Origin of the sequence: Mesorhizobium australicum WSM2073 (assembly GCF_000230995.2) — a bacterium.
Lineage (GTDB): Bacteria > Pseudomonadota > Alphaproteobacteria > Rhizobiales > Rhizobiaceae > Mesorhizobium > Mesorhizobium australicum.
In genome coordinates this window covers 4,393,188-4,413,527 of sequence record NC_019973.1, presented here as the reverse complement: position 1 = coordinate 4,413,527, position 20,340 = coordinate 4,393,188, and the positions used below count along the sequence as shown (strand labels likewise).

The following is a 20,340-nucleotide window of genomic DNA, read 5'->3' as shown; positions in this document are numbered from 1 at the left end:
ACCCAACCCACGATCCCAACGCTTCCGCCGGCCTCGTAAACAGGCGGAAATGCGGGCAAAACGCACATAATCCGGGAAAAAGACCGGGCTCAGAACTTTCCGGTCGCGCTCTCAACAGGAGCGCATGGCCTATAAAAGGCGACTCGTTTCGAGCCGTCAAGGATTCGTTTGCGTAGCTTTTGTGACCCCAACATCTTGTGTGTCACACATGTGGATAACGGGGATAGAATCGACCCGTCGGCCATCTGCCCGGCGGTAAGCCGGTGCGATCGTTGGCCAGCGGCACGGGCGCTGCGAAACATTTGCTGGGATGCCGCAAAAAGCCAGCCGTGCCGGTGAGCCGGGCCTCAGCCGTAGTGTAGCTTCGGCTTGGGTTCGGTCCCGTTGAACTGTACGCCGATCCGGTCGCTGCGGCGCCAGCGGACCTCGCAGCGATAGGCGACGCCGTCGAGCGGTATGTAGAGAAGGAAATGATCGGGAACCCTGGCTTCGGCCGGTAACTTCAGTTCGGCGCCGCCCGCATGCTGGTTGCGCACCGTACAGGCGACTTCGGAATTCTGGATCCCCGTGATGACTGTTCCACCTTTGAGCACGCGCGGACGATGCTCGCGCTGCGGCTCGCCGGGGTCGTGCTGAAGTGGGTCTGCGGGATTCGCCATCGATCAAACGCCAGGAACGATCGATCCTAACCACCAAAAATTAGCAAACCCTTGCGGCACAAGGTTGTGCGTCTGCCGCGAAAGGCGTCGATCAGGAGAACCTGCGTGGGTCGGCACAGAAATAGGCGATGATCTGGCAAAGGTCGGGTTCATTGACCATGCGCACCGCTTCGCTGGAGCTGACCCATTTGCGGGTGCGGGAGTGCTTTTCCTTCCAGCGGTCCGCGATCTTGTCGACGTGCAGTGGGAACACCAGAACCTCGCAAGGCACTTCTTCGCCCGAAGCCAGCACCTTGGCATAGAAATAGCGGCCGGCTTCGAGATGAGAGATGTTTCCGCGCAAACCGGCTTCCTCGGCGGCCTCGCGGGCGGCCGCTTCGCAGAGCGGCTCCCTGGCTTCCGGCCAGCCTTTTGGAAGCACCCAGCGGCCAGTATCACGGCTGGTGATCAACATGACCTCGACGCCGTTCCCGACATCGCGCCAGGGCAGGGCGGCAACCTGCAGACGGCACGGCGCCGTGCCAAAGAGTCGCCTGACCCTTTCAGCAAGGTGGTTGTGCGTCGTTGGCCGTGTCAACATCGGAGAAGCTAGCCCCAGCCTCCAGAATCGTTTGCCGTCTCATGAATCTTACGGCTAATTGTGACCAATAAAAGTAAAAACTTCGGTCACGCTGGCTGATTTCCGCCAACAAGGGTCGATTTCACAGGATATCTTGGCGGCGGATGCCTTCGCGCAAGCAAATATTGCCGTCGGCGCTGGCTTGATTGGAAAAAAGCAGCTTGCCGCGAATCAGCCGGCGTGATCGTCGGCGATCGGCTTCTGATAGGTGAAACCCATGTCCCAAGGGAAATAGATCCAGGTATCCTGGCTGACCTCGGTGACGAACGTATCGACCAGCGGCCGGCCTTTCGGCTTGGCGTAGACTGTCGCGAAATGGGCCTTCGGCATCATTGCCCGCACGATGCCGGCGGTCTTGCCGGTGTCGGTTAGGTCGTCGACGATCAGCACGCCGGCGCCATCGTCGGCCAGCAAGGCCGGCGTGATCTCCTTCAGCACCTGCAACTGCCCTTGGCTGGTGTAGTCGTGATAAGAGGCGACACAGACCGTCTCGATCACGCGGATGCCGAGTTCGCGCGAAATGATCGCCGCCGGGACCAGGCCGCCACGCGTGATGCAGACGATAGCCTTCCACTGACCTTTGCTGGTGCCGGCAAGCCGCCAGGCAAGTGCGCGCGCGTCGCGATGGAACTGGTCCCAGGAGACCGGGAAGGCTTTTTCGGGAAGGGACATGTCTCGCGCACTCCACGGCACGCGGCGGCCGCGTGCAAGAAACAGGGGAATGCGCGCGGAATTAACTGGAAACCCCCGGACTTGGCAAGGGTGGCCGGCAGCAATCGCTGTGGACTTATCGCGACAGGAAGGCCGCGACCTGCGACGAGCGCAGCACCGTGCGTGTTACCCCGCCGAACAGCAGCTGGCGCAGCCAGGAGTGGCTGTAGGCGCCAAGCACCAGCAGATCGGCGCCGGTCTCGGTGATCCTGTTCTGGATCATGTCGTCGACCGAGGTGCCGCCCGATTTCTGCACCGAGACGCTAACGGTGGCGCCGTGGCGCGACAGGGCCGACGCGATTTCGGCGCCCGCGGCCTCCGGGCGCTCGTCGAGCGTATCGGGCGGATCGATGACCAGTATGTCGGTTTTCTCGGCCTCGATGATGAAAGGCAAGGCATCGAACGCGGCGCGCGCGGCCTCCTTGCTGCCGTTCCAGGCAAGCAGCACGCGTTTGAAGGTGGTGACCAGCGGACCCCCACTCGGCACCACCAGCACCGGCCGGCCGGCGTCGTAGACAAGCGTATCGACGTCGGCACTCGGATCGCCGCCGGTCTCGCGTTGGGCGGCGATGATGAGATCGGCGGCGCGCACGCTTGAGATGCCGGTCAGTGCGCTGTCGCCGGAGAAGCTCTCCAGGCTGCGCCATTCGAAGGAAAGGCCGGAATCCTCGATCCGCTTCAGGAAGACAGCCTGGAGTTTGTCGGCCCGCTCCCGGTTCATGTCGGCAGAAACCTGCAGGAATTCCGTATCGGGAAAGCCCGTCGCCGACGTGTAGGGCACCGGGAGCGCCTCGGCATGGATGCCGATCAGATGGCTCTCGAAGCGGCTGGCAAGCGGAATGGCGCAGTCGAGCACCCGCTCGGCGTCCTGCTCGTTCTGCAGAATGGCAACGATGGTCTTGAAACGCATGATGACCCCTCGATCGTGCGAGCGACGAGCCCCGCGCCATGGAAACGTCGTAGCGTCGTTCTTGGTTCCGGTTTGCAGCGGATCAGCTCGCCTCAGCCGCGAAGCCTGCCACCATGGCCTCGACGTCGGCGCGCGCGGCTTCAAGCGCCTCCGCGCTGCGGGCACGAACGACCAGTTCGGTCCAGAACTTGCCGTCGCCATACTTGGGGTAGGAGCCGATGATCGTATCCGGATGGGCTTTCTGGATCTCGCCCAATGGCCCGCCGACAAGGCCCTCGCCGAACGGACAGTGCACCGTGGCCGACAGCATTTTGGTGCCGGCTCTCAAGGTCGGCACGACATTGTCGAGCATGGCCTGGAAGATCGAGGGCACGCCGGCCATGACATGGACGTTGCCGATGCGGAACCCGGGCGCCACGGAGACGGGGTTGTCGATATGGCCGGCGCCGCGCGGCATCCGCGCCATGCGCTTGCGCGCCTCGGTGTATTCGATGCCGCGCGCGGCATAGCTCGCCTCCAGCAGGGCATAGGCCTTGGCATCGTATTCGCAAGGCACGCCGAACGCCTTGGCGATCGAATCGGCTGTGATGTCGTCATGCGTCGGGCCGATGCCGCCAGTGGTGAAGACATAGGTATAGCGTGCGCGCACGGCATTCACCGCCGCGACGATCTCGTCTTCCTCGTCGGGAACAATGCGCACCTCCTTCAGGTCGATGCCGATCGCCGTCATGATATCGGCGAGATGGCCGATGTTCTTGTCCTTGGTGCGGCCGGACAGAATCTCATCGCCGATGACGAGCATGGCGGCAGTGACGATTTCAGGCATGGAACGCTCCGGCAGGACGGGTCGCCTGAAATAGCGCGGCGGATGGGCGGCGGCAATGCCGTCCAAAGGCGAACGATCCGACACGTCCACCACACCTGCATTGCAGTACCAAGCGCGGCTTGACCAGGATGGGAACAAGCCCTTCCGGATTGTCCTCGGTCGCGGAGGGCGACCAGGGCCGAGGTGGTGCCGCAATCCGTCGCGCCCGAACAGGTCACAGCCTTCGAGCGCATGGCGGCACGCGCTTTTGTCACCCGACATCACCGCCACTTCACGAGAATTTCAGGGAACCATTCGGCTGACGGTCAGGTTTACCCCGTGTCGCATCCCAAGGCGGCCAAGATCAAGATACGGAGTAAAATCAATGTACAGGAAACTTTTCGCAGCATCCGTCCTGACGATCGGTCTCGCCACATCGGCGATGGCCCAATCGTCGGACGCTACCTATTCCAACCATCACAATTGGTGGCTGTTCGGCAATGAGGATTCGTCGGCCATCGACCAGAGCACCACTGGCAGCATCAACGCCGACGGCTCTGGATTGAGCACCCTTGGCAACCCCGGCCCGGCCGGGCCTTGTGCCTCAAGCACGCCAGGCCCCGATGCGAACGCCCAGGGCAACGTCAACGATCAGTATTGCGGCAAGTAAATAGGCCAGCCGTGTATTGCCTGCCGCGGGACGCCGTCTCTCCTGGCGTCCGCGGCTGGCGCAGGGCTGGATCAATCCGAGATTTCAGTCTGGGGCCGATCGCGGCCGTCGGCCAGTTCCTCGTGCCATTTGCCCTCGGCGTCCTCATACTGGATACCATCGGTGGAACCCGCCACCTGCTGTTCGGCCGAAGCGATCTCGGCGGCACGCAATGCATCCTGATGGGTGGGAAATGTCTCCGAGAAGGTCGCACCGACCTTGTAGGCCCAGCCACCGTCATGCTCGACGATCTTGTAAGTCAGCTTCGCCATCAAAACCTCCAGTTAAAAGGTCCGCCTGCTCAATGCAGCCGGTCGTCGGGCAGCTTGTCGTCGGGCACCAGCACTTCCGATTCCCTGGCCGCCTCGATCAGTGCCCGGCGCGCTTCCGCTGTCGAACGATAACCTTCCAGCACTTTGAGGCAAGTGTCGAGGGCATCACGATGACGAGGCCCGCGATTGAGCGGCCACACCGTCATCAAGCACTCGGCCGCCTCCTGGGTCGAGCGGATATGGCGATATTTGCCGACATGGCCAAGCTCGACCACGACCGGCGTTTCAAAGGGTTTGTTGTCCATCATCATGGCCGCAACGCAAAGCAGCCAATTTGGTTGCAAAAGTGGCCTTCGGCCTGCGCCCAAAGGTCGCGACGCCGTTGCGCAAGCGCGCCGGCGTCGGGAGAAAGGGGGATCAGCCGGTGGCCTTCATCCAATGTTCCATCGTCGTCACCGAGCGGGCGAGCTGCGGCGCCGGATGAATCTTTTCGCTGAACGTGGCGGCCGCACGCCATCCCCAGCGCGGATCGGCGAGGAAGGCTCGCGCCAGCGCCACCATGTCGGCGCGACCCTCGGCGATAACAGCCTCGGCCTGTTTCGGGTCGTCGATCAGGCCGACCGCCCGGGTCGGGATGCCCGCGCCCTTGCGCACGGCTTCGGCCAGATGCACCTGATAGCCGGGGCCGGTGGGTAATTTCTGCAATGGCGAATTGCCGCCGCTCGAGCAGCAGAGATAGGCGACGCCTTCGGCCTTCAGCGCTTTCGCCACCTCCACCGCGTCCGCGACGTCAAAGCCGCCATCGACCCAATCCTTCACCGACAGCCGTGCGCCGAGCATCAGTTTCGGCGCGGCTTTCTTCACCGCCCTGGCGATCTCGACGACGAGACGCATCCGGTTTTCCAGCGAGCCACCCCAGCGATCCGTGCGCTGGTTGGACAGCGGCGACAGGAACTGGAAGATGAGGTAGCCATGCGCCGCATGCAGTTCGATGAAGTCGAAGCCGGCACGGTCGGCCCGCCTTGCGGCGTCCGCGAACCGCTCGACGAGCTGCAGGATTTCCTCGTCGTCCAGGGCGCGCGGCACGTTCCAGCCGGCGTCGTAGGCGATGGCCGAAGCCGAGACGGTCTGCCAGGGATCCTCGTTTGGCTGCAATGGGCCGCCGCCTTCCCAGGGCTTGCGGTTCGAGGCCTTGCGGCCGGCATGCGCCAGCTGCGTGCCGAACTTAGTGCCGGGTGCGGCCACGCGCTTGGCCGCATCCAGCGCGCGCCGCGCGGCGGCTTCATTGTCTTCGGAATAGAGGCCGAGACAGCCATGGCTGATGCGCCCGCGCCGCTCGACGTCGGTCATCTCCACCGTGACCATGCCGGCACCGGACATGGCAAGGTTCATCCAGTGGTAAAGATGCCAGTCGCTGGCCGAGCCGTCCTCGGCGGAATACTGGCACATCGGCGCCACGGCGATGCGGTTGGGGAAGGTGAGCCCATCGAGGGTGATCGGCTGGAAAAGCGATGTCGTCATGGAAAAACTCCGGGAAGGGGAATGCGCTATCTAGGCGACGGCACCCGTCCATACCACACACGAGACGGTGAAGCGCGCGCTGGACCAATCGCCGGATTGCGCCTGTTCCGCTTCGCGGCTACGCCTGCGTCCGCCAGCCAGCATCGAGGTGTCATATGGAAGACCGCGTTCGTATCCGCTCAGAAGAGGTTCTCTCCGACGACTGGGCGGTCCTGAAAAAGACCGTGCTCGACTATCGCCGGCGTGACGGTCAATGGGAGACGCAGGTCCGCCAGACCTATGATCGCGGCGACGGCGCGGTGATCCTGCCCTATGACCCCCAGCGTTCGACTGTGCTTCTGGTGCGCCAGTTCCGTTATCCCGCCTATGTCACCGGCCACCGCGAGCCGCTGATCGAGGCCTGCGCCGGCTTGCTGGACGAAAACGATCCGGAAACCGCCATCCGCAAGGAAGCCGAGGAAGAACTGGGTTACCGGTTGAAGGACATCGAGCGGCTGTTTTCGCCTTATATGAGCCCGGGCAGCGTCACCGAGCGGCTCTGGTTCTTCGTCGCGCGCTACTCGCCCGCCGACCGCATCTCGGCCGGCGGCGGCGCTGCGGAGGAGGGCGAGGACATCGAGGTCCTGGAAATGCCGCTCGACGAAGCGCTGGCCGGCATCGCCGATGGCCGCATTGTCGATGCCAAGACCATCATCCTGATCCAGCACCTGAAGCTGAATCCGGTGACGGCTTGATCAGAGACCGAGCGATCTCAATTCAGCCCGCGTGACCCAACAGTCGGGTGGTGGCCGCGTCACGATGATGTTCGGAATTAACGCGATCGACGCCTTCGACGGTTATGGCGAACGTGCCGTTTTCCGTCCTGGCTATCCAGCCCTTCGCTTTCAGATACCAGAGGTGAAACTCGAGGTGCTCTTGCGGACAGCCTGACATTCGTTCGAGTTCTTCATCGCCTATCCCGGGATGATTGACGTCCTGCCGGCGTTTTACATACAACAGTGACAGCACTTTGGCTTGAATGACGGAATCTCGATCGAAGCCCTTTGTGTTGCTCGCCTCATCGGTCAGCTCGGCCCGGTGGTTCAAATGCGCCTTGTACTGAATGTCGTATTGCGCACGCTTGACCGGATCCTTGAGCGTGTTGTGAGCCTCAAGAATATCGCTGAAGCGTGACTCGTTCCCAGTCACTTGGTTGTCGGGGTGGTAGCGCATGGCAAAATGCCGAAAAATGCGTTCTATCGTTTCCGAATTGGCATTCGGACTGATTTCCAGCATTTCGTAGAAGTCGATGAACATACCTGGCTTCCCCATGCCATTTTCGCCGTCTGTGTCTCAGCGTCAGGTGACAATATTGGCGACGACCATAGAGTATATATTTCACGATTTACTAATGTGCCGAGCGTACAAAGGGTCAGATACACGAATTAAGCGAAAACGTCAGACCTTTGCGTCCTGAGCTGCAGACCTTGGTCTGGTAGCATTTCGCTCGTCGGAGGCGGCTTGCCATGACCGATAAACCTTCTGAACCTCCAGTAGAGCGTCGAACGCACTTACGCGAGGTGGTTTTGAAGGAGGCGTTCATAATCACGCAGGATGGCGAAATAGGCTGCGCCGTCAGAAACCAGCATGAGCATGGCGCCGAGTTGCGTGTCGCTGCGGGGGTTGAAGTGCCAAATACCTTCCGGCTGCGCGTGCCGTTGGACGGTGCGACTTATCGAGCGGAAGTGCGCTGGAGAAAGGGCGAGCGACTGGGCATCCAGATCCACGGCAATTTCTCGCTGAAGGTCACCTAAAGGCGGTAAGCCGGTTGATACGAGGGCACCCAGCACTGCGTTGCCGGTGGCTTTAGTCGTCTCGCATCCCGCCGCCATCTCATCAATCCTGACGTTGTCGCCTATCGCTTGCTATATATTAGAGCAAGCGCATATTATGCCTTGGGGACCAGGGCGGGGAATTGAGAATGTGCTACACCTGTGATGGCAAAGCGGTCGACCGGAGGGATTTCCTCAAAGTCGGCGCGGGGCTCGTTGCGTTCGGCGTTGGTGGGGCCACATGGGCGCGCGCGGCCCAAGGTGCGGTGACCGCGCTGAGCCTCGATGACGCGCTCGCCGCACTGAAATCCGGCAACGAACGCTACGTCGGTCACCCGGAACTCTGCTCGATAGACCTTGCCGCGCAGCGGAATGCTGTTGCCGCACACCAGGCGCCCTGGGCCACGATCATCAGTTGCGCCGACAGTCGCGTTCCGCCTGAACTGATTTTCGGCGGTCACGGCGTTGGAGAACTGTTCGTCGCCCGGAATGCTGGCAACCTCGTCGACACCGCCACGCTCGGTACGGTCGAATACGGGGCAGCGGTGCTCGGCTCACCCTTGATCGTCGTTCTCGCGCACACAAACTGCGGCGCCGTCAAGGCGGCGTGCGACGTAGTGACCAAGAACGCGACCTATCCTGGCGCGATCGGTCCGATGATCGAACCGATCCTGCCCGCGGCGATAGCCGCGCGGAGCGAAGCGGGTGATTTCGTCGACAACACCGCCAAGGAAAGCGCGCGGAGGACCGCGAGGCGACTGGCCGCCTCGAGCAAGGTCCTAGCCGGCCTGATCAAGGCGGGGAAGCTGAAGATAGTCGCGGCAATCTATGACTTGCAAACGGGTGCGGTGACTTACATCGAATGACACACCCGTCATCAAGATCGAAGGCTCTGGGGACCTCGGTGCGTCGGGGTCTGGCTTCGCTTGCCTTCCGGGGCGGTGACGGCCGCAATATCGGCCACAAGGGCCGCAGCAGGCGTTCGGCAGGGCGCAAGGACGCGCCGGAGTAGTGATGGCGGTCATCAACTGACGCCTTGCCATTGCCAATCGGAATGAGCGGCATGCGCGAAGCTTTCATCGCAATGGTAATCTTCCTATGCCTGACGGTGGCCGCGCTCGCCAGCACGGCGATATGGCCAAAATTGCCAGCCAAACATCGTGATGACGACACGAACACCGTGGTTCGGCACGCCGCGAACCTGTTCGGGGTCATGACCTCGCTGATGCTCGGCCTGATGATCAACTCGGCCAGGAACACCTTCGAATCGATCGACCGCAACGTGCACGCCTATGCGACCGAATTGATCCTTCTCGACAGGACCTTGCGCCAATATGGCCCGCAAACCGACACGGTACGCCAGCCGCTGGTCGTCTATGTGCAGCGTGTGGCGGGTGATTCTTCGCCCACGAGCGAGACGCTGGTCGCCGCCAACCGGCTCTCTGAGCAGTTGCTGGCGGAAATCGGCACCCGGCTGAGTGCGCTGGCGCCGACCGACGATGCGCATGGCTTCATTGTGCAGGACGCCCGCCAGCATTTGCAGAAAGTGCTGGAATTGCGCTGGGTGCTGATCGAGCAGTCGGAGGGCACGATCCCGGTGCCTCTGATCACGCTCCTGGTTACCTGGCTGGTGCTGATCTTCGCCAGCTTCGGCTTCAGGGCGCCACGCAATACGATCACCGTTTCGACCTACGCGGCATCGGCGGCTTTGGTTGCCGGGGCGATCTACCTGATCTTCGACATGGACGTGGCTTTTTCCGGCCCGATCCAGATTTCAATGGCCCCGATGGAGAGGGCGCTGTCCGAGTTACAGCAGTGATCCGCAGCAGTGGCACGCCGGCTAAATGATGCTGCGGCGGTTCAACAGAGAAAATCAAAACAAATCTGAAGACTTTTTCTGGTGCGGACGACGGGAATCGAACCCGTACGATCAGAGATCGAGGGATTTTAAGTCCCTTGCGTCTACCAATTCCGCCACGTCCGCAGGCACGTCCTTTTCAGATGCCAGACACAGCCCGTCAAGTCGTGTTCTGCGGTGGCCGAACGCGCACCCAGAGGAGGTGGCATAACGATACTGGCGCGATCGCGGAATTATGCGCGCCGCGCGCATCGGTAAATATCTGCGTGGCGGATCTGATCCGCCTGGGCCGGCGCCTCTCAGGCCAACCCATCCCCCCGCCCACTTGGGGGCGCCGGCCGCCCCCTTTCCAGCGAGTAGCCGCGGCCGTTGTAAGCCAGGGCCGAAAACGTCACCTGTGGACTACGTTCAGAATTTGTAGCTGAGATTGATGCCGACCGTGTTCAGTTTCACGCTCTGATCGCGGTCGTTGAAGGGGGCTGGTGCCTCGTGGTTCTCTGAGCCGAAGTCGTAGTAGCGATATTGCGCGCCGACGACGAACTTGTCGGTCAGCGCGTAGTCGACGCCTGCGCCCACGGTCCAGCCGACATTTGTGCCCGTGTTGTCGAACCCTGGCCCCGAGGTCTGCGACGTCTCGATGCCGGCAAAGGCAATGCCGCCGATGCCATAGACCAGCAGGCGGTCCATTGCGAAGCCGGCCTTGGCGTTGACCGACCCGAACCACTTGATGTCGGCGCCGAATGTATCTCCCAGGCCCGATTGCGCCATGCCGTCGACCGAGGAATAGTTGAGGTCCGCCTCGGCGCCCAGCACTGCCTGATCAAACTGCCAGAGGCCGGCGACATGGCCGCCGACGAACCCACCGCCGACGTCCGGCGTGATGGAAAACGGCGCGCCTTCCGTCGTGGTGATCTCGGAGCGGCCCCAGCCATATCCTGCCTGCAGGCCCGCATAGTAGCCGGTCCAGTCGAAGCCAGGCGCGGTCATCGGCACATCGACTGTCGCGTCGGCAGCAAATGCCGGCAAGGACAGGGCAAGAAGACCGGCACTTGCGACCATCAGGCGATGCATCGAACTCCCCGAGAAGAGTCATAGACCCCAGGTCGGAGCCTAACCTGATTTTCGGCAAAACGGAATCGGATTTCTGCAAACGCGGTTAGCGTCCTCGCGGGTCTCGAGGAGTTGGCGGGTAGCGTGCTGCCGCGATTGCGGTGGCGCGCGCCTCGTGCGAAACACCGCCATCGTGAGAGGATCCTTCATGCGCATCTTGTTCCGCTTGGTCGCGGCCGTCGCGGCGGTGGTGCTGGTCGGTCAGGCCGCCGTGGCCGAACCGCTGACGCTCATCATTGCCAAGGCCGTGGCCGTTCCCGATTCTGTTTCGGGGCAGGCCATGCTCAGCCTGAAGCTCACTCCCGACAGCGGCAAAGCCTTTGCCAGGTTTACGGGGGCAAATGTCGGCAAGATTGTCGATCTCAGCATCGACGGCGCCGTGGTGATGTCGCCGCGCGTCGTGGAGCCGATACGCGGCGGCGAAATCATGGTCAGCGGCACGTTCAAGGGCGGCGAGGTCGAGCGTATCGCCGAGCGGATTTCAGCCGGCGACGCCAAGGTCGAAGTTGACGTGAAACCGGAGTAATCCGGCAATCTCCAGGCAAATCCATTCTTCCTCGCTGGCCAAAACGCCGTCGGCTTGGCACAGTCGGACAAACAGGAGTCTTTGATGATCAGGAAGCCGCCCGTCCGCGCGACAAAACCCAAACCGTGGACCGAAATGGCGACCGATCTGGTCGATGTCGCGATGGGCCGCAAACCCGCCGATCTGGTCATCCGCAACGGGCGCTGGGTGAACGTCCATTCGGGCGAGATCATCGCCGGCACCGACATCGCCATATCGGGCGGCCGCTTCGCCTATTGCGGGCCGAATGCCAGCCACACGATCGGGCAGGGCACCAAGGTGGCCGACGCCGGCGGCCGCTACCTCGTGCCCGGCCTTTGTGATGCCCACATGCATGTCGAGAGCAGCATGGTCACAGTCACCGAATTCTGCCGCGCCGTCATCCCGCACGGCACCACCTCGATGTTCATCGATCCGCATGAGATCGCCAATGTGCTGGGCCTGCCGGGCGTGCGGCTGATGCATGACGAGGCGGTGGCGATGCCCATCAACGTGCATGTGCAGATGCCGTCCTGCGTGCCGTCGGCACCGGGGCTGGAGCATGCCGGCGCCGAGCTGACGGTCGCCGATGTCGCGGAAGCAATGACCTGGGAAAACATCATCGGGCTCGGCGAAGTGATGAATTTCCCCGGCGTCGCCGCCAACGATCCCGTCATGTCGGGCGAGATCGCCGCCACGGTTCAGGCTGGCAAGACGGTTGGCGGCCACTATGCCTCGCGTGACCTTGGCTTGCCGTTCCATGGCTACGTCGCCGGCGGCCCAGAGGACGACCACGAAGGCACGCGGGCCGAGGATGCCATCGCGCGCGTGCGCCAGGGCATGAAGGCGATGCTGCGGCTGGGCTCGGCCTGGTACGACGTTGCCTCTCAGATCAAGGCGGTGACGGAGAGCGGCATTGATCCGCGCAATTTCATCCTCTGCACCGACGACAGCCACTCCGGCACTCTTGTCCAGGACGGCCACATGGACCGGGTGGTGCGCCACGCCATCCAGCAGGGGCTGAAGCCGGTGACCGCGATCCAGATGGCAACGCTCAACACCGCTCAGCATTTCAAACTGGAACGCGAGATCGGTTCGATCGCGCCGGGGCGGTTGGCCGACCTGCTGGTCGTCTCCGATCTCGCCGCAATGAGCATCGACGAGGTCTATGCGCGCGGCGTCAGGCTGGCCAAGGGCGGCAAGCTGGACATCGATATCCCGGCCTATGATTATCCGAAGACGGCGAAGAACACCGTCAAGTTGGGCAAGAAACTGAAGGCCGGCGATTTCGATATCGCGGCACCCAAGGGCGCCAACGAGGTGCGGGTGCGGGTGATCGGCGTCATCGAGAACCAGGCACCGACGCGGGCCCTGGAGGCCGATCTGCCGGTCGAGGACGGGCTGGTCGCGATGGACCGCCGCAACGACGTCTGTCAGATCGCGTTGGTCGAACGGCACAGGGGCACGGGTGGCGTCACCAATGCCTTCGTCTCCGGTTTCGGTTACATGGCCGACTGCGCCATGGCCTCCAGCGTCGCCCATGACGCCCATCACATCATCTGCGTTGGCACCAACAAGCAGGACATGGCGCTGGCCGTGAACCGACTGGGCGAAGTCGGCGGCGGGGTCGTGCTGTTCTCCAGGGGCAAGGAACTGGCGCTGGTCGAAATGCCGATCGCCGGACTGATGTCGGACGAGCGGGCCGAGATCGTCGCCGCCAAGGCCGAGAAACTGACCGAGGCGATGCGCAAGATGGGTTGTTCCCTGAACAATGCCTACATGCAGCACTCGCTGCTGGCGCTGGTGGTCATTCCCGAGCTCAGGATTTCCGACGTCGGCCTGATCGACGTGACGACGTTCCAGAAGGTCGATCTGTTCGTCTGAGACCAGCCGTCCGCTCGTGGCTGCTCACCCGCCGGTGGCGATGGTCAGCACCTTGAACGGCGTCGTGATGATGACTTCTGCGGCGGAGCCGACGACCTTTCCCAGGCCCTGACCGATATTGGCGAGCTGTGCCGGGTTCTCGTCCGCGGCGAGCCCGGCCGGCGTGCGCAGCCGGTCGCCCAGCAATTGCACCAGGAACGGGTTGTCGGCGAATTTCGCGTGGTTGAGGCCGCCGTCACCGCCTTTCGTTTTGGTCAGATCGACCACCGACACGCCATAGGAGGCGAGATCGGCGGCATCGCCATAGTCGCCGACGCGCGGTTTGTCGCCGGAGATGAACGAGGACAATTTGAGCGCCCGGTCGTCGCCCGAAAGCAGCACGGCGAACGGCTTGTTGGGTTTGCCATAACGGATCATCTGCTTCTTGAACACGTCGACATCGATGTCCGGTGAGGCAAGGATGACATAACCCAGTTTGCCGCCGAGATCGCGGTCGCCGGTGATGGCAAGTTGGCGCAGCGCCTCCATCGTCAGCCAGGTTCCCATCGAATGGGCGATGATGTCGATGCTCTTGACGCGCGTCTTGGCGAGCATCCTGAGCGTTGCCTCGAGATCGTCACGGGCGGCGGTGGAACTGTCCTTGTCGTAGATGTAGCCCGTCGTCTTGGCGCTCGATGCCCATGAGAACAGCACCGGAGTGCCCGGATATTTGGTGTCGTGGGCGATCTGCGTCAGCCGGTAGATGCCATCGTCGAAACCATTGTTGAAGCCATGCACGAAAACCAGCGCCCGGTCGCCGCGCATGGCGATGTCGGAGCCGACCGCCTTGGCGAATTGCGGCGCGCCTTCGTAGAAGGTGACGTCCGTGGCCGCAAAATCCTTGGCCGGATTGCTGTTGGCGGAACCCTTGGCGCGCTCGATGTTGCCGACCTGATGGCTCTTCGGAACCGTGACGTCGACCCGCGCGAAACTGGTGGTCAGGGAACGGTCGCCGTCGAAGACCTGTCGCGGGTCCTTCACCGCTTTCTGGCGGGTGGTGGCGACAAATATCTCATGGGTGGCCGCAATATCGGATGCTGGTACGGTGACCGTCGTCTTGTTGAGCAGATCATGCGTATTTCCGGCGCAGCCAGCGACCAGCAGCGCGAACGCGACGACACCGAAACTCTTCAAGCCCAAGGCCACGCGTCGGCTCCCGCATAGGGGGACGTCAAACGCATGACGTCGCTCGATACTCCGATAAGGCCAGAGGCGGGCGCGGTCCAGTTCAAAGTGAGCCGATCGTTCGGCGATGCCGGACAGGCACGGCGAAATCCGCTGCGCCGCATCTACTGCCCAAGCAGGCTGATGCGGTCGGTCACGTCCCGGTCGCTGGCGAAACCATCGTCCTCGCGCAGCCGCTGGCCGATCATCTTCACCAGTGCCGGATTGTCGGCGAATTTCGTGTGGTTGAAGCTGTCGCTGCCCTTGACCTTGGAGAGATCGACGACCGTCACGCCATAGGAGGCAAGGTCCGCGGCATCCTTGTAGTCGCCGACGCGTGGGCGCGAGCCGGCGATCAGGCCGGACAATCTCAGCGCGCGATCGTCATCAGACAACAGCAGGATGAACGGCTTGTCCGGCTTGCCATAGCGGCGCATCTGGCTCTTGAACACATCGACGTCGATGTCGGGAGAGGCGAGCACCACGTCGCCGAGCTTGCCGCCGAGGTCGCGGTCACCGGTGATGGCGAGCTGGCGCAGTGTCTCCATCGTCACCCAGGTTCCCATCGAATGGGCGACGATGTCGATGCGCCGCGCGCCGCTCTGCGCCAGCATGCGCAACGTCACTTCGAGCTGGTCGCGGGCGGCACTGGCACTTTCCTTGTCATAGACATAGTCGGTGGTCTTGGCTCCCGAGGCCCACGAGAACAGCACCGGCGTTCCCGGATAACCGGAATCGTGGACGATCTGGGTCAAGCGGTAGACGGCGTCGTCGAAGCCGGTGTTGTAGCCGTGGACGAAGACCATGACGCGGCCGCCGCGTGCCGCTATGTCGGCGCTGAGCGCGCTGGCGAATTTCGGCTGCGTGTCGTAGCCGACGACTTCGGAAGCCATGAAATACTTGGCCGGATCGTTCGATTTGCCGCGTGAGCGCCGCTCGATCTGCCCGGTCTGGTGGAGACCGGGAACGGTGACGTTGACGCGGGCGTAGTTCAGCGTCGCCGAGCGTTCGCCGTCGAAAACCTTGTTTGGATCGTCGGAGGCCTTACGGGTCGTGGCAATGAAGATCGAGTGGTTGCCTGCGATTTCCGTCACCGGCGCGGACATGACCGCGCTGCCGAGCAGTTCCTCGGTTTTGCGGCCGCCGCAGCCCGCCACCAGCAGCGCAAGCGCAAGAATGCAAATCGTCTTCAAATGCACGTCAAAAATCCACTCGAGCCCAAAAAGGGCCAATCCACCCTCCGCGATATCTCCCCAGCAGGCGAAGTGCGGCGGAAGTAAGTCGTGTCCAGCCAAAATGCGGTCGGCGCCTCGCGACCGCGGGCGCAGTGTTGCGCGAAAGCCAAAGCGGGTGGCAAGGCCGCAACGTCGCACAAGTCAGGCACCTGCAACTGGCCGGATGTCGAACTTCCGCGTCCACCAATGCGCGGCTCAGCGCGACGAAGAGGCATGAACAAACGTCCCCAAGTGCTTGCTAGCATTTCGGGAAGGCGCCGTTGCGGGCACGGGCTCGACCGGGCAATGGTCTTGCGGGGCCGGATGTGTAATAGGGTTCTCCTCTAACTCGCCCGCGGGCGATCCCGGGATGATCTTGCCATGACCAGCTTTTCCTCGCGCGTCGCCACCGCCGCCTCCGCGATCCGCCAGATCTTCCCGGAAACGCCGCTGCAGGAAAATGACTATCTGTCGAAGAAGACCGGCGCGCGGGTGCTGCTGAAGCGCGAGGATTTGAGCCCCGTGCGCTCCTACAAGATCCGTGGCGCCTTCAACTTCTTCCGCAAGGCGCTTGGCGAAGGCAACCAGGCCGAGCTGTTTGTCTGTGCGTCCGCCGGCAACCACGCGCAGGGCTTCGCCTTCGTCTGCCGCCATTTCGGCAAGAAGGGCGTGGTGTTCATGCCGGTGACGACGCCGCAGCAGAAGATCGACAAGACCAGGCTGTTTGGCGGCGATTTCGTCGAGATCAGGCTGGTCGGCGATTTCTTCGACGACTGCTACCGCGCCGCCTTCGAATTCACCGAAAGATCCGGTGCCCACATGGTGCCGCCCTTCGATCACAAGGATATCATCGAGGGTCAGGCGACGGTCGCCTACGAGATCGCGGACCAGATGCCGGGCGGGCGCATGCCCGACATCGTCATGCTGCCGGTGGGTGGCGGCGGGCTCGCCGCCGGGGTGACGCACTATTTCGCCGATCAGGGCCGCGAGGCGCGTTTCGTCTTCTGCGAGCCGGCCGGCGCGCCGAGCCTGCGCGAGAGCCTCGCCGCGGGAAAACGGCTGAAGCTCGCCAAGGTCGACAACTTCGTCGACGGCGCGGCGGTGGCCGAGATCGGCCGCGAACCTTTGCGCTATCTCAAGGAGTTTGCCGCCGACAGCGTGCGGCTCATCCCGGAAAATCGGCTCTGCGCGACCATGATCGAGATGCTCAACATCGAAGGCGTGGTCCTGGAGCCCGCCGGCGCGCTGGCGATCGACGCGCTGAAGGATTTTTCCAGGAAGGAGATCAGGGGCAAGACCATCGTCGCCGTGGTGTCTGGGGGCAATTTCGATTTCGAGCGGCTGCCGGACGTCAAGGAAAGGGCGCTGCGCTTCGAGGGCCTGAAGAAATACTTCATCATCCGTTTTCCGCAGCGGCCGGGCGCGCTGCGCGACTTCCTCGACATGCTGGGTCCCGACGACGACATCGCCCGCTTCGAATATCTGAAGAAGTCGGCGCGCAATTTCGGCTCGGTGCTGATCGGCATCGAAACCAAGGATCGGCGCAATTTCGATCTCCTTGAGGCAAATTTCGGGGCCGAGGGCGTCCAGTATCAGGACATCACCGAAAACGAGACATTGGCCGGGTTCATCATATGAGCGGAAAGATCTTCATCGCCCTGTTTTCCGGCATCAATGTCGGCGGCAACCGCATCGTCAAGATGGCGGAGTTGCGGGCCTTCTTCGAGGATCTCGGCTTTTCCGATGTCGCCACCTATGTGCAGAGCGGCAATGTCGTGTTCCGGGCCGACAACGGTGATGCGGCCGCGCTGACCAAACGGATCGAGGCGGCCTTCGAGACAAAATGGGGTTTCCATTCGCGCATCATGGTGCGCGATTTCAAATGGTTCGAAAGGCTGGTGCGCGAAAATCCATATCCGGAAGCGGCCGCCGACCACACAAAGCTCCACGCCTATGCGCTGGAGCGTGAGCCGACCGCCGACGAGGTGGCGCGGTTGGCGGAAAAGTGCACTGGTCCCGAGCGTTTCGAGGTCAAGGGCGACGTGCTCTACCTCAGCGCGCCGGACGGGCTCGGCAAATCGGTGTTCGCCAACCTCATTCCGCGCACGTTGAAAGTGCCGGGCACGGCACGCAATTGGCGTTCGGTGCTGGCGCTGCTGGAGATGGCGGGCAAGTCCGGCAGCGATTGATCCATGCGTCTCGCCGGAAATGCGCGGCGGCGACACGCATGAACGAACTATGCCGCCTCGGCGCGTTTCCAGTCGAAGGCCAGTTCTTCGCGGAACGCAAAGCGCTTGATGTGGTCGGCAACGACGCTTTCGAGGCGCTCGATCGAAGCGGGCTCGTCGGTCGATACCGTGATGTGCAGCGCTGCCCCGTCGGCGTCCATGACCGTACGGCCGAGTGAAAGGTCGATGATGCCGTGGTTGGGGTCGAACTCGACGGGAAACTTGTGCGCCCAATGCTTGCACAGCTGTTGCAGATAGCGGCTTGCATGGGCCGTGGCGACATTGGCATGGCTTGTCGGCATGAAGGTTCTCCGAAGCTCAATCTCATACGAGGCGCCGCTCTTCCGGGCAGGCGCCATGGCTGCATAGATAGGCACAACCTCGCCAAACACCATCGAGTGGCCGCCGGCCACTCGAAAAGGTGATCGATTACCAGCTTCCGGTATTCGCCATCGATGCCCACGGCTCGGCCTTGGCCTTCGCTGGGCCTTTTTGCAGAAGCTCGATGGAGATGCCGTCAGGCGACTTGATGAAAGCCATGTTGCCGTCGCGCGGCGGCCGGTTGATGGTGACGCCATTGTCCATCAGATGCTGGCAAGTGGCGTAGATATCGTCGACCTCATAGGCGAGGTGACCGAAATTGCGCCCGCCCTTGTAGTCTTCCGGATCCCAATTGTAGGTGAGTTCGACCAGCGGCGCCTTCTCGTTGATGCCGCTCTGCTCGTCTTCCGAAGCGGCCAGGAAGATCAGCGTGAAGCGGCCCTGCTCGTTTTCATAGCGGCGAACTTCCTTCAGGCCGAGCTTGTTGCAGTAGAAATCGAGTGAGGCATCGACATCGGCGACGCGGACCATGGTGTGCAGATAGCGCATGTGTTTTCCTCGATCTGTTGGGTTGCGGCGCAACATAGGGTCGGCCCGGTCAAAGGGCAATCGTGAGGCGGCAAGCGGTGCCGGCAAAGAACAAATCCGGTATTCCCGCAATGAACCGTGAAAAAAGGCACGTCAGGTCTTGCACACACCGGAAGCCGCGGTGTTAATCTGGTGTCAAGAATCAGTTGCGGTGTTCTTGAATAAAGGGGGCATTCTTATGGGGGAAAAGGCCTCTTTGACGGGGCGGGCCAATACCCTTGGCGACGCTTTGTCTCACGATGAAGGCGGCGATGCCGACCTGGCCGAGATTGCCGGCGCCATCAAATGGTTCGATGTGGCCAAGGGCTATGGCTTTATCCTTCCCGATGACGGTGTTTCGGGCGATATCCTCCTCCATGTGACTTGCCTTCGACGGGACGGCTTCCAGACTGCCCTGGAAGGCGCGCGCGTGGTCTGCCTTGTCAAGCAGGGTGAGCGCGGGCTGCAGGCGTTCCGTGTGCTTTCCATGGATGTCACCACCGCCGTCCATCCCGCGGAAATGCAGGAGCAGCGCACCCACGTCTCGGTGACTCCGGAGAGCGGGCTCGAACGCGCTTTGGTCAAATGGTTCAACCGCACCAAGGGGTTTGGTTTTCTGACGCGCGGCGAGGGCACCGAGGACATTTTCGTCCATATGGAGACCTTGCGGCGCTACGGCATCACCGAGCTTCGGCCAGGGCAGGTCGTGCTTGTCCGTTTCGGCCGCGGTGACAAAGGCCTTATGGCCGCCGAAATTCACCCCGATATGGGCACCTTGCCGGTTTCGCACTAGGGCGATCCGGCCGAGGATTTCATATGACACACAGGAACGGGCTGACGGCGGGCGTGATGTGCGCCGTGGCTGCCGTCATGGTCGCCGCCGCCGCATTCTTCTATTTCCAGGTACCCAGCGCGGCCGATGGCCGGGCCATGGTCCTTCCCGTCGATCCCGCGCCGCTGGTTGTGGCGACGAAAAACGGAGATCGCTCGTTTTCCATTGAAGTCGCTGACACCGACGCGGAGCGGGAGGCCGGGCTGATGTATCGCCAGGAGATGGCGGACGACCATGGCATGCTGTTCGTTTTTCCGATCCAGCAACAGGTCGGCTTCTGGATGAAGAACACGTCGATGCCGCTTGACCTGATCTTTATTGGTCAGGACGGCAAGATCCGGGCTGTCAAACAGGGCGTACCGCAGTCCGAGGCCGTCATTTCACCTGGCGTACCCGTGCGTTTCGTACTTGAACTCAAGGCCGGCACGGCCGCCAGGAACGGCATCGAATATGGCAATCTGTTGAGCCATCCGGCGATCGGCACGGTCTCCGGTCCGAGCTCGCCGCCGGCGGACAAGGGCGATGCGCCAAGTGGCGGCGGCTGAATGCCGATGGTGGTGTA

Annotated in this window: 25 protein-coding genes and 1 tRNA gene; 11 read left to right on the top strand and 15 right to left on the bottom strand. The window is 62.4% G+C overall.

All coding sequences use genetic code 11. From position 1 onward, the window contains the following. Positions 1 to 347: 347 nt before the first annotated feature. The 5 genes from MESAU_RS21280 to MESAU_RS21260 form a co-directional block, all read right to left on the bottom strand. Entirely contained in the window at positions 348 to 659 is a 312-nt protein-coding gene (locus tag MESAU_RS21280) for a PilZ domain-containing protein (protein WP_015318086.1), read from the bottom strand. Between the two features lie 91 nt (positions 660 to 750). Beyond that, positions 751 to 1,239: an NUDIX hydrolase gene (locus tag MESAU_RS21275; protein ID WP_015318085.1), complete on the bottom strand. Its 489-nt coding sequence runs from the start codon at positions 1,237 to 1,239 to the stop codon at positions 751 to 753. A 210-nt stretch (positions 1,240 to 1,449) separates the two neighbouring features. Beyond that, positions 1,450 to 1,950 carry a xanthine phosphoribosyltransferase gene (gpt, locus tag MESAU_RS21270; RefSeq protein ID WP_015318084.1) on the bottom strand — a complete coding sequence of 167 codons (501 nt, stop codon included), beginning with the start codon at positions 1,948 to 1,950 and terminating at the stop codon, positions 1,450 to 1,452. Between the two features lie 115 nt (positions 1,951 to 2,065). After that, positions 2,066 to 2,899, bottom strand: coding sequence for a universal stress protein (locus MESAU_RS21265; protein ID WP_015318083.1), 834 nt, complete (start codon positions 2,897 to 2,899; stop codon positions 2,066 to 2,068). A gap of 82 nt (positions 2,900 to 2,981) precedes the next feature. Continuing rightward, positions 2,982 to 3,725: a competence/damage-inducible protein A gene (locus tag MESAU_RS21260; RefSeq protein WP_015318082.1), complete on the bottom strand. Its 744-nt coding sequence runs from the start codon at positions 3,723 to 3,725 to the stop codon at positions 2,982 to 2,984. Between the two features lie 364 nt (positions 3,726 to 4,089). Here MESAU_RS21260 and MESAU_RS21255 point away from each other — a divergent pair, with 364 nt between their 5' ends. After that, positions 4,090 to 4,374 carry a hypothetical protein gene (locus MESAU_RS21255; protein ID WP_015318081.1) on the top strand — a complete coding sequence of 95 codons (285 nt, stop codon included), beginning with the start codon at positions 4,090 to 4,092 and terminating at the stop codon, positions 4,372 to 4,374. 71 nt (positions 4,375 to 4,445) lie between these two features. Here MESAU_RS21255 and MESAU_RS21250 read toward each other — a convergent pair whose 3' ends face one another. The 3 genes from MESAU_RS21250 to MESAU_RS21240 form a co-directional block, all read right to left on the bottom strand. Next, a complete protein-coding gene (locus MESAU_RS21250; protein ID WP_015318080.1) occupies positions 4,446 to 4,685 on the bottom strand; it encodes a DUF2188 domain-containing protein in 240 nt (79 codons plus the stop codon). Between the two features lie 29 nt (positions 4,686 to 4,714). Beyond that, positions 4,715 to 4,993: a DUF982 domain-containing protein gene (locus MESAU_RS21245; protein WP_032935880.1), complete on the bottom strand. Its 279-nt coding sequence runs from the start codon at positions 4,991 to 4,993 to the stop codon at positions 4,715 to 4,717. A gap of 109 nt (positions 4,994 to 5,102) precedes the next feature. Further along, positions 5,103 to 6,206, bottom strand: coding sequence for an NADH:flavin oxidoreductase/NADH oxidase (locus tag MESAU_RS21240; protein WP_015318078.1), 1,104 nt, complete (start codon positions 6,204 to 6,206; stop codon positions 5,103 to 5,105). 155 nt (positions 6,207 to 6,361) lie between these two features. Between MESAU_RS21240 and MESAU_RS21235 the strand changes: the two genes are divergently transcribed. Continuing rightward, positions 6,362 to 6,940 carry an NUDIX domain-containing protein gene (locus tag MESAU_RS21235; RefSeq protein ID WP_015318077.1) on the top strand — a complete coding sequence of 193 codons (579 nt, stop codon included), beginning with the start codon at positions 6,362 to 6,364 and terminating at the stop codon, positions 6,938 to 6,940. 22 nt (positions 6,941 to 6,962) lie between these two features. Here MESAU_RS21235 and MESAU_RS21230 read toward each other — a convergent pair whose 3' ends face one another. Next, on the bottom strand, positions 6,963 to 7,502 hold the full coding sequence (locus MESAU_RS21230; protein ID WP_015318076.1) for a J domain-containing protein: 540 nt from the start codon (positions 7,500 to 7,502) through the stop codon (positions 6,963 to 6,965). A gap of 209 nt (positions 7,503 to 7,711) precedes the next feature. On the opposite strand from MESAU_RS21230, the gene MESAU_RS30380 reads away from it, so the two are divergent. From MESAU_RS30380 to MESAU_RS21215, 3 genes are all read left to right on the top strand, one after another. Next, positions 7,712 to 7,999: a hypothetical protein gene (locus MESAU_RS30380; protein WP_015318075.1), complete on the top strand. Its 288-nt coding sequence runs from the start codon at positions 7,712 to 7,714 to the stop codon at positions 7,997 to 7,999. A 167-nt stretch (positions 8,000 to 8,166) separates the two neighbouring features. Next, positions 8,167 to 8,883 (top strand): carbonic anhydrase, encoded by a 717-nt coding sequence (locus tag MESAU_RS21220; RefSeq protein ID WP_015318074.1) that lies wholly within the window; start codon positions 8,167 to 8,169, stop codon positions 8,881 to 8,883. Between the two features lie 197 nt (positions 8,884 to 9,080). Next, positions 9,081 to 9,836: a bestrophin-like domain gene (locus MESAU_RS21215; protein ID WP_015318073.1), complete on the top strand. Its 756-nt coding sequence runs from the start codon at positions 9,081 to 9,083 to the stop codon at positions 9,834 to 9,836. 79 nt (positions 9,837 to 9,915) lie between these two features. Here the strand turns inward: MESAU_RS21215 and MESAU_RS21210 are convergent. Both MESAU_RS21210 and MESAU_RS21205 read right to left on the bottom strand, forming a co-directional pair. Continuing rightward, positions 9,916 to 10,001, bottom strand: a tRNA-Leu gene (locus MESAU_RS21210). Between the two features lie 282 nt (positions 10,002 to 10,283). Beyond that, positions 10,284 to 10,946, bottom strand: coding sequence for an outer membrane protein (locus MESAU_RS21205; RefSeq protein WP_015318072.1), 663 nt, complete (start codon positions 10,944 to 10,946; stop codon positions 10,284 to 10,286). 187 nt (positions 10,947 to 11,133) lie between these two features. Between MESAU_RS21205 and MESAU_RS21200 the strand changes: the two genes are divergently transcribed. Together MESAU_RS21200 and ade are read left to right on the top strand one after the other, a co-directional pair. Next, entirely contained in the window at positions 11,134 to 11,511 is a 378-nt protein-coding gene (locus MESAU_RS21200) for a SecDF P1 head subdomain-containing protein (RefSeq protein ID WP_041163464.1), read from the top strand. 84 nt (positions 11,512 to 11,595) lie between these two features. Further along, positions 11,596 to 13,413, top strand: a complete 1,818-nt coding sequence (ade, locus tag MESAU_RS21195; protein WP_015318071.1) for an adenine deaminase — start codon at positions 11,596 to 11,598, stop codon at positions 13,411 to 13,413. A 24-nt stretch (positions 13,414 to 13,437) separates the two neighbouring features. On the opposite strand, the gene MESAU_RS21190 is transcribed toward ade, so the two are convergent. Together MESAU_RS21190 and MESAU_RS21185 are read right to left on the bottom strand one after the other, a co-directional pair. Next, on the bottom strand, positions 13,438 to 14,598 hold the full coding sequence (locus MESAU_RS21190; protein WP_015318070.1) for an alpha/beta hydrolase: 1,161 nt from the start codon (positions 14,596 to 14,598) through the stop codon (positions 13,438 to 13,440). Positions 14,599 to 14,741: 143 nt separating this feature from the next. After that, a complete protein-coding gene (locus MESAU_RS21185) occupies positions 14,742 to 15,815 on the bottom strand; it encodes an alpha/beta hydrolase (protein ID WP_083883249.1) in 1,074 nt (357 codons plus the stop codon). 396 nt (positions 15,816 to 16,211) lie between these two features. On the opposite strand from MESAU_RS21185, the gene ilvA reads away from it, so the two are divergent. Together ilvA and MESAU_RS21175 are read left to right on the top strand one after the other, a co-directional pair. Next, positions 16,212 to 17,468 carry a threonine ammonia-lyase IlvA gene (gene ilvA, locus MESAU_RS21180; RefSeq protein ID WP_015318068.1) on the top strand — a complete coding sequence of 419 codons (1,257 nt, stop codon included), beginning with the start codon at positions 16,212 to 16,214 and terminating at the stop codon, positions 17,466 to 17,468. Then, positions 17,465 to 18,019 carry a DUF1697 domain-containing protein gene (locus tag MESAU_RS21175; RefSeq protein ID WP_015318067.1) on the top strand — a complete coding sequence of 185 codons (555 nt, stop codon included), beginning with the start codon at positions 17,465 to 17,467 and terminating at the stop codon, positions 18,017 to 18,019. The genes ilvA and MESAU_RS21175 overlap by 4 nt, the downstream gene beginning before the upstream one ends. 47 nt (positions 18,020 to 18,066) lie before the next feature. On the opposite strand, the gene MESAU_RS21170 is transcribed toward MESAU_RS21175, so the two are convergent. Then, positions 18,067 to 18,360, bottom strand: a complete 294-nt coding sequence (locus MESAU_RS21170; RefSeq protein WP_041163846.1) for a DUF2218 domain-containing protein — start codon at positions 18,358 to 18,360, stop codon at positions 18,067 to 18,069. Positions 18,361 to 18,487: 127 nt separating this feature from the next. After that, a complete protein-coding gene (gene gloA, locus MESAU_RS21165) occupies positions 18,488 to 18,928 on the bottom strand; it encodes a lactoylglutathione lyase (RefSeq protein ID WP_015318065.1) in 441 nt (146 codons plus the stop codon). Between the two features lie 217 nt (positions 18,929 to 19,145). On the opposite strand from gloA, the gene MESAU_RS21160 reads away from it, so the two are divergent. Beyond that, a complete protein-coding gene (locus MESAU_RS21160; protein WP_015318064.1) occupies positions 19,146 to 19,739 on the top strand; it encodes a cold-shock protein in 594 nt (197 codons plus the stop codon). A gap of 23 nt (positions 19,740 to 19,762) precedes the next feature. Beyond that, positions 19,763 to 20,323: a DUF192 domain-containing protein gene (locus tag MESAU_RS21155; RefSeq protein ID WP_015318063.1), complete on the top strand. Its 561-nt coding sequence runs from the start codon at positions 19,763 to 19,765 to the stop codon at positions 20,321 to 20,323. Positions 20,324 to 20,340: the final 17 nt, after the last annotated feature.

Bases quoted from the DNA above. Each gene is read 5' to 3' on its own strand.
- MESAU_RS21280 (WP_015318086.1), bottom strand. From the start codon at position 659: ATGGCGAATCCCGCAGACCCACTTCAGCACGACCCCGGCGAGCCGCAG.
- MESAU_RS21275 (WP_015318085.1), bottom strand. From the start codon at position 1,239: ATGTTGACACGGCCAACGACGCACAACCACCTTGCTGAAAGGGTCAGG.
- gpt (WP_015318084.1), bottom strand. From the start codon at position 1,950: ATGTCCCTTCCCGAAAAAGCCTTCCCGGTCTCCTGGGACCAGTTCCAT.
- MESAU_RS21265 (WP_015318083.1), bottom strand. From the start codon at position 2,899: ATGCGTTTCAAGACCATCGTTGCCATTCTGCAGAACGAGCAGGACGCC.
- MESAU_RS21260 (WP_015318082.1), bottom strand. From the start codon at position 3,725: ATGCCTGAAATCGTCACTGCCGCCATGCTCGTCATCGGCGATGAGATT.
- MESAU_RS21255 (WP_015318081.1), top strand. From the start codon at position 4,090: ATGTACAGGAAACTTTTCGCAGCATCCGTCCTGACGATCGGTCTCGCC.
- MESAU_RS21250 (WP_015318080.1), bottom strand. From the start codon at position 4,685: ATGGCGAAGCTGACTTACAAGATCGTCGAGCATGACGGTGGCTGGGCC.
- MESAU_RS21245 (WP_032935880.1), bottom strand. From the start codon at position 4,993: ATGATGGACAACAAACCCTTTGAAACGCCGGTCGTGGTCGAGCTTGGC.
- MESAU_RS21240 (WP_015318078.1), bottom strand. From the start codon at position 6,206: ATGACGACATCGCTTTTCCAGCCGATCACCCTCGATGGGCTCACCTTC.
- MESAU_RS21235 (WP_015318077.1), top strand. From the start codon at position 6,362: ATGGAAGACCGCGTTCGTATCCGCTCAGAAGAGGTTCTCTCCGACGAC.
- MESAU_RS21230 (WP_015318076.1), bottom strand. From the start codon at position 7,502: ATGTTCATCGACTTCTACGAAATGCTGGAAATCAGTCCGAATGCCAAT.
- MESAU_RS30380 (WP_015318075.1), top strand. From the start codon at position 7,712: ATGACCGATAAACCTTCTGAACCTCCAGTAGAGCGTCGAACGCACTTA.
- MESAU_RS21220 (WP_015318074.1), top strand. From the start codon at position 8,167: ATGTGCTACACCTGTGATGGCAAAGCGGTCGACCGGAGGGATTTCCTC.
- MESAU_RS21215 (WP_015318073.1), top strand. From the start codon at position 9,081: ATGCGCGAAGCTTTCATCGCAATGGTAATCTTCCTATGCCTGACGGTG.
- MESAU_RS21205 (WP_015318072.1), bottom strand. From the start codon at position 10,946: ATGCATCGCCTGATGGTCGCAAGTGCCGGTCTTCTTGCCCTGTCCTTG.
- MESAU_RS21200 (WP_041163464.1), top strand. From the start codon at position 11,134: ATGCGCATCTTGTTCCGCTTGGTCGCGGCCGTCGCGGCGGTGGTGCTG.
- ade (WP_015318071.1), top strand. From the start codon at position 11,596: ATGATCAGGAAGCCGCCCGTCCGCGCGACAAAACCCAAACCGTGGACC.
- ilvA (WP_015318068.1), top strand. From the start codon at position 16,212: ATGACCAGCTTTTCCTCGCGCGTCGCCACCGCCGCCTCCGCGATCCGC.
- MESAU_RS21175 (WP_015318067.1), top strand. From the start codon at position 17,465: ATGAGCGGAAAGATCTTCATCGCCCTGTTTTCCGGCATCAATGTCGGC.
- MESAU_RS21170 (WP_041163846.1), bottom strand. From the start codon at position 18,360: ATGCCGACAAGCCATGCCAATGTCGCCACGGCCCATGCAAGCCGCTAT.
- gloA (WP_015318065.1), bottom strand. From the start codon at position 18,928: ATGCGCTATCTGCACACCATGGTCCGCGTCGCCGATGTCGATGCCTCA.
- MESAU_RS21160 (WP_015318064.1), top strand. From the start codon at position 19,146: ATGGGGGAAAAGGCCTCTTTGACGGGGCGGGCCAATACCCTTGGCGAC.
- MESAU_RS21155 (WP_015318063.1), top strand. From the start codon at position 19,763: ATGACACACAGGAACGGGCTGACGGCGGGCGTGATGTGCGCCGTGGCT.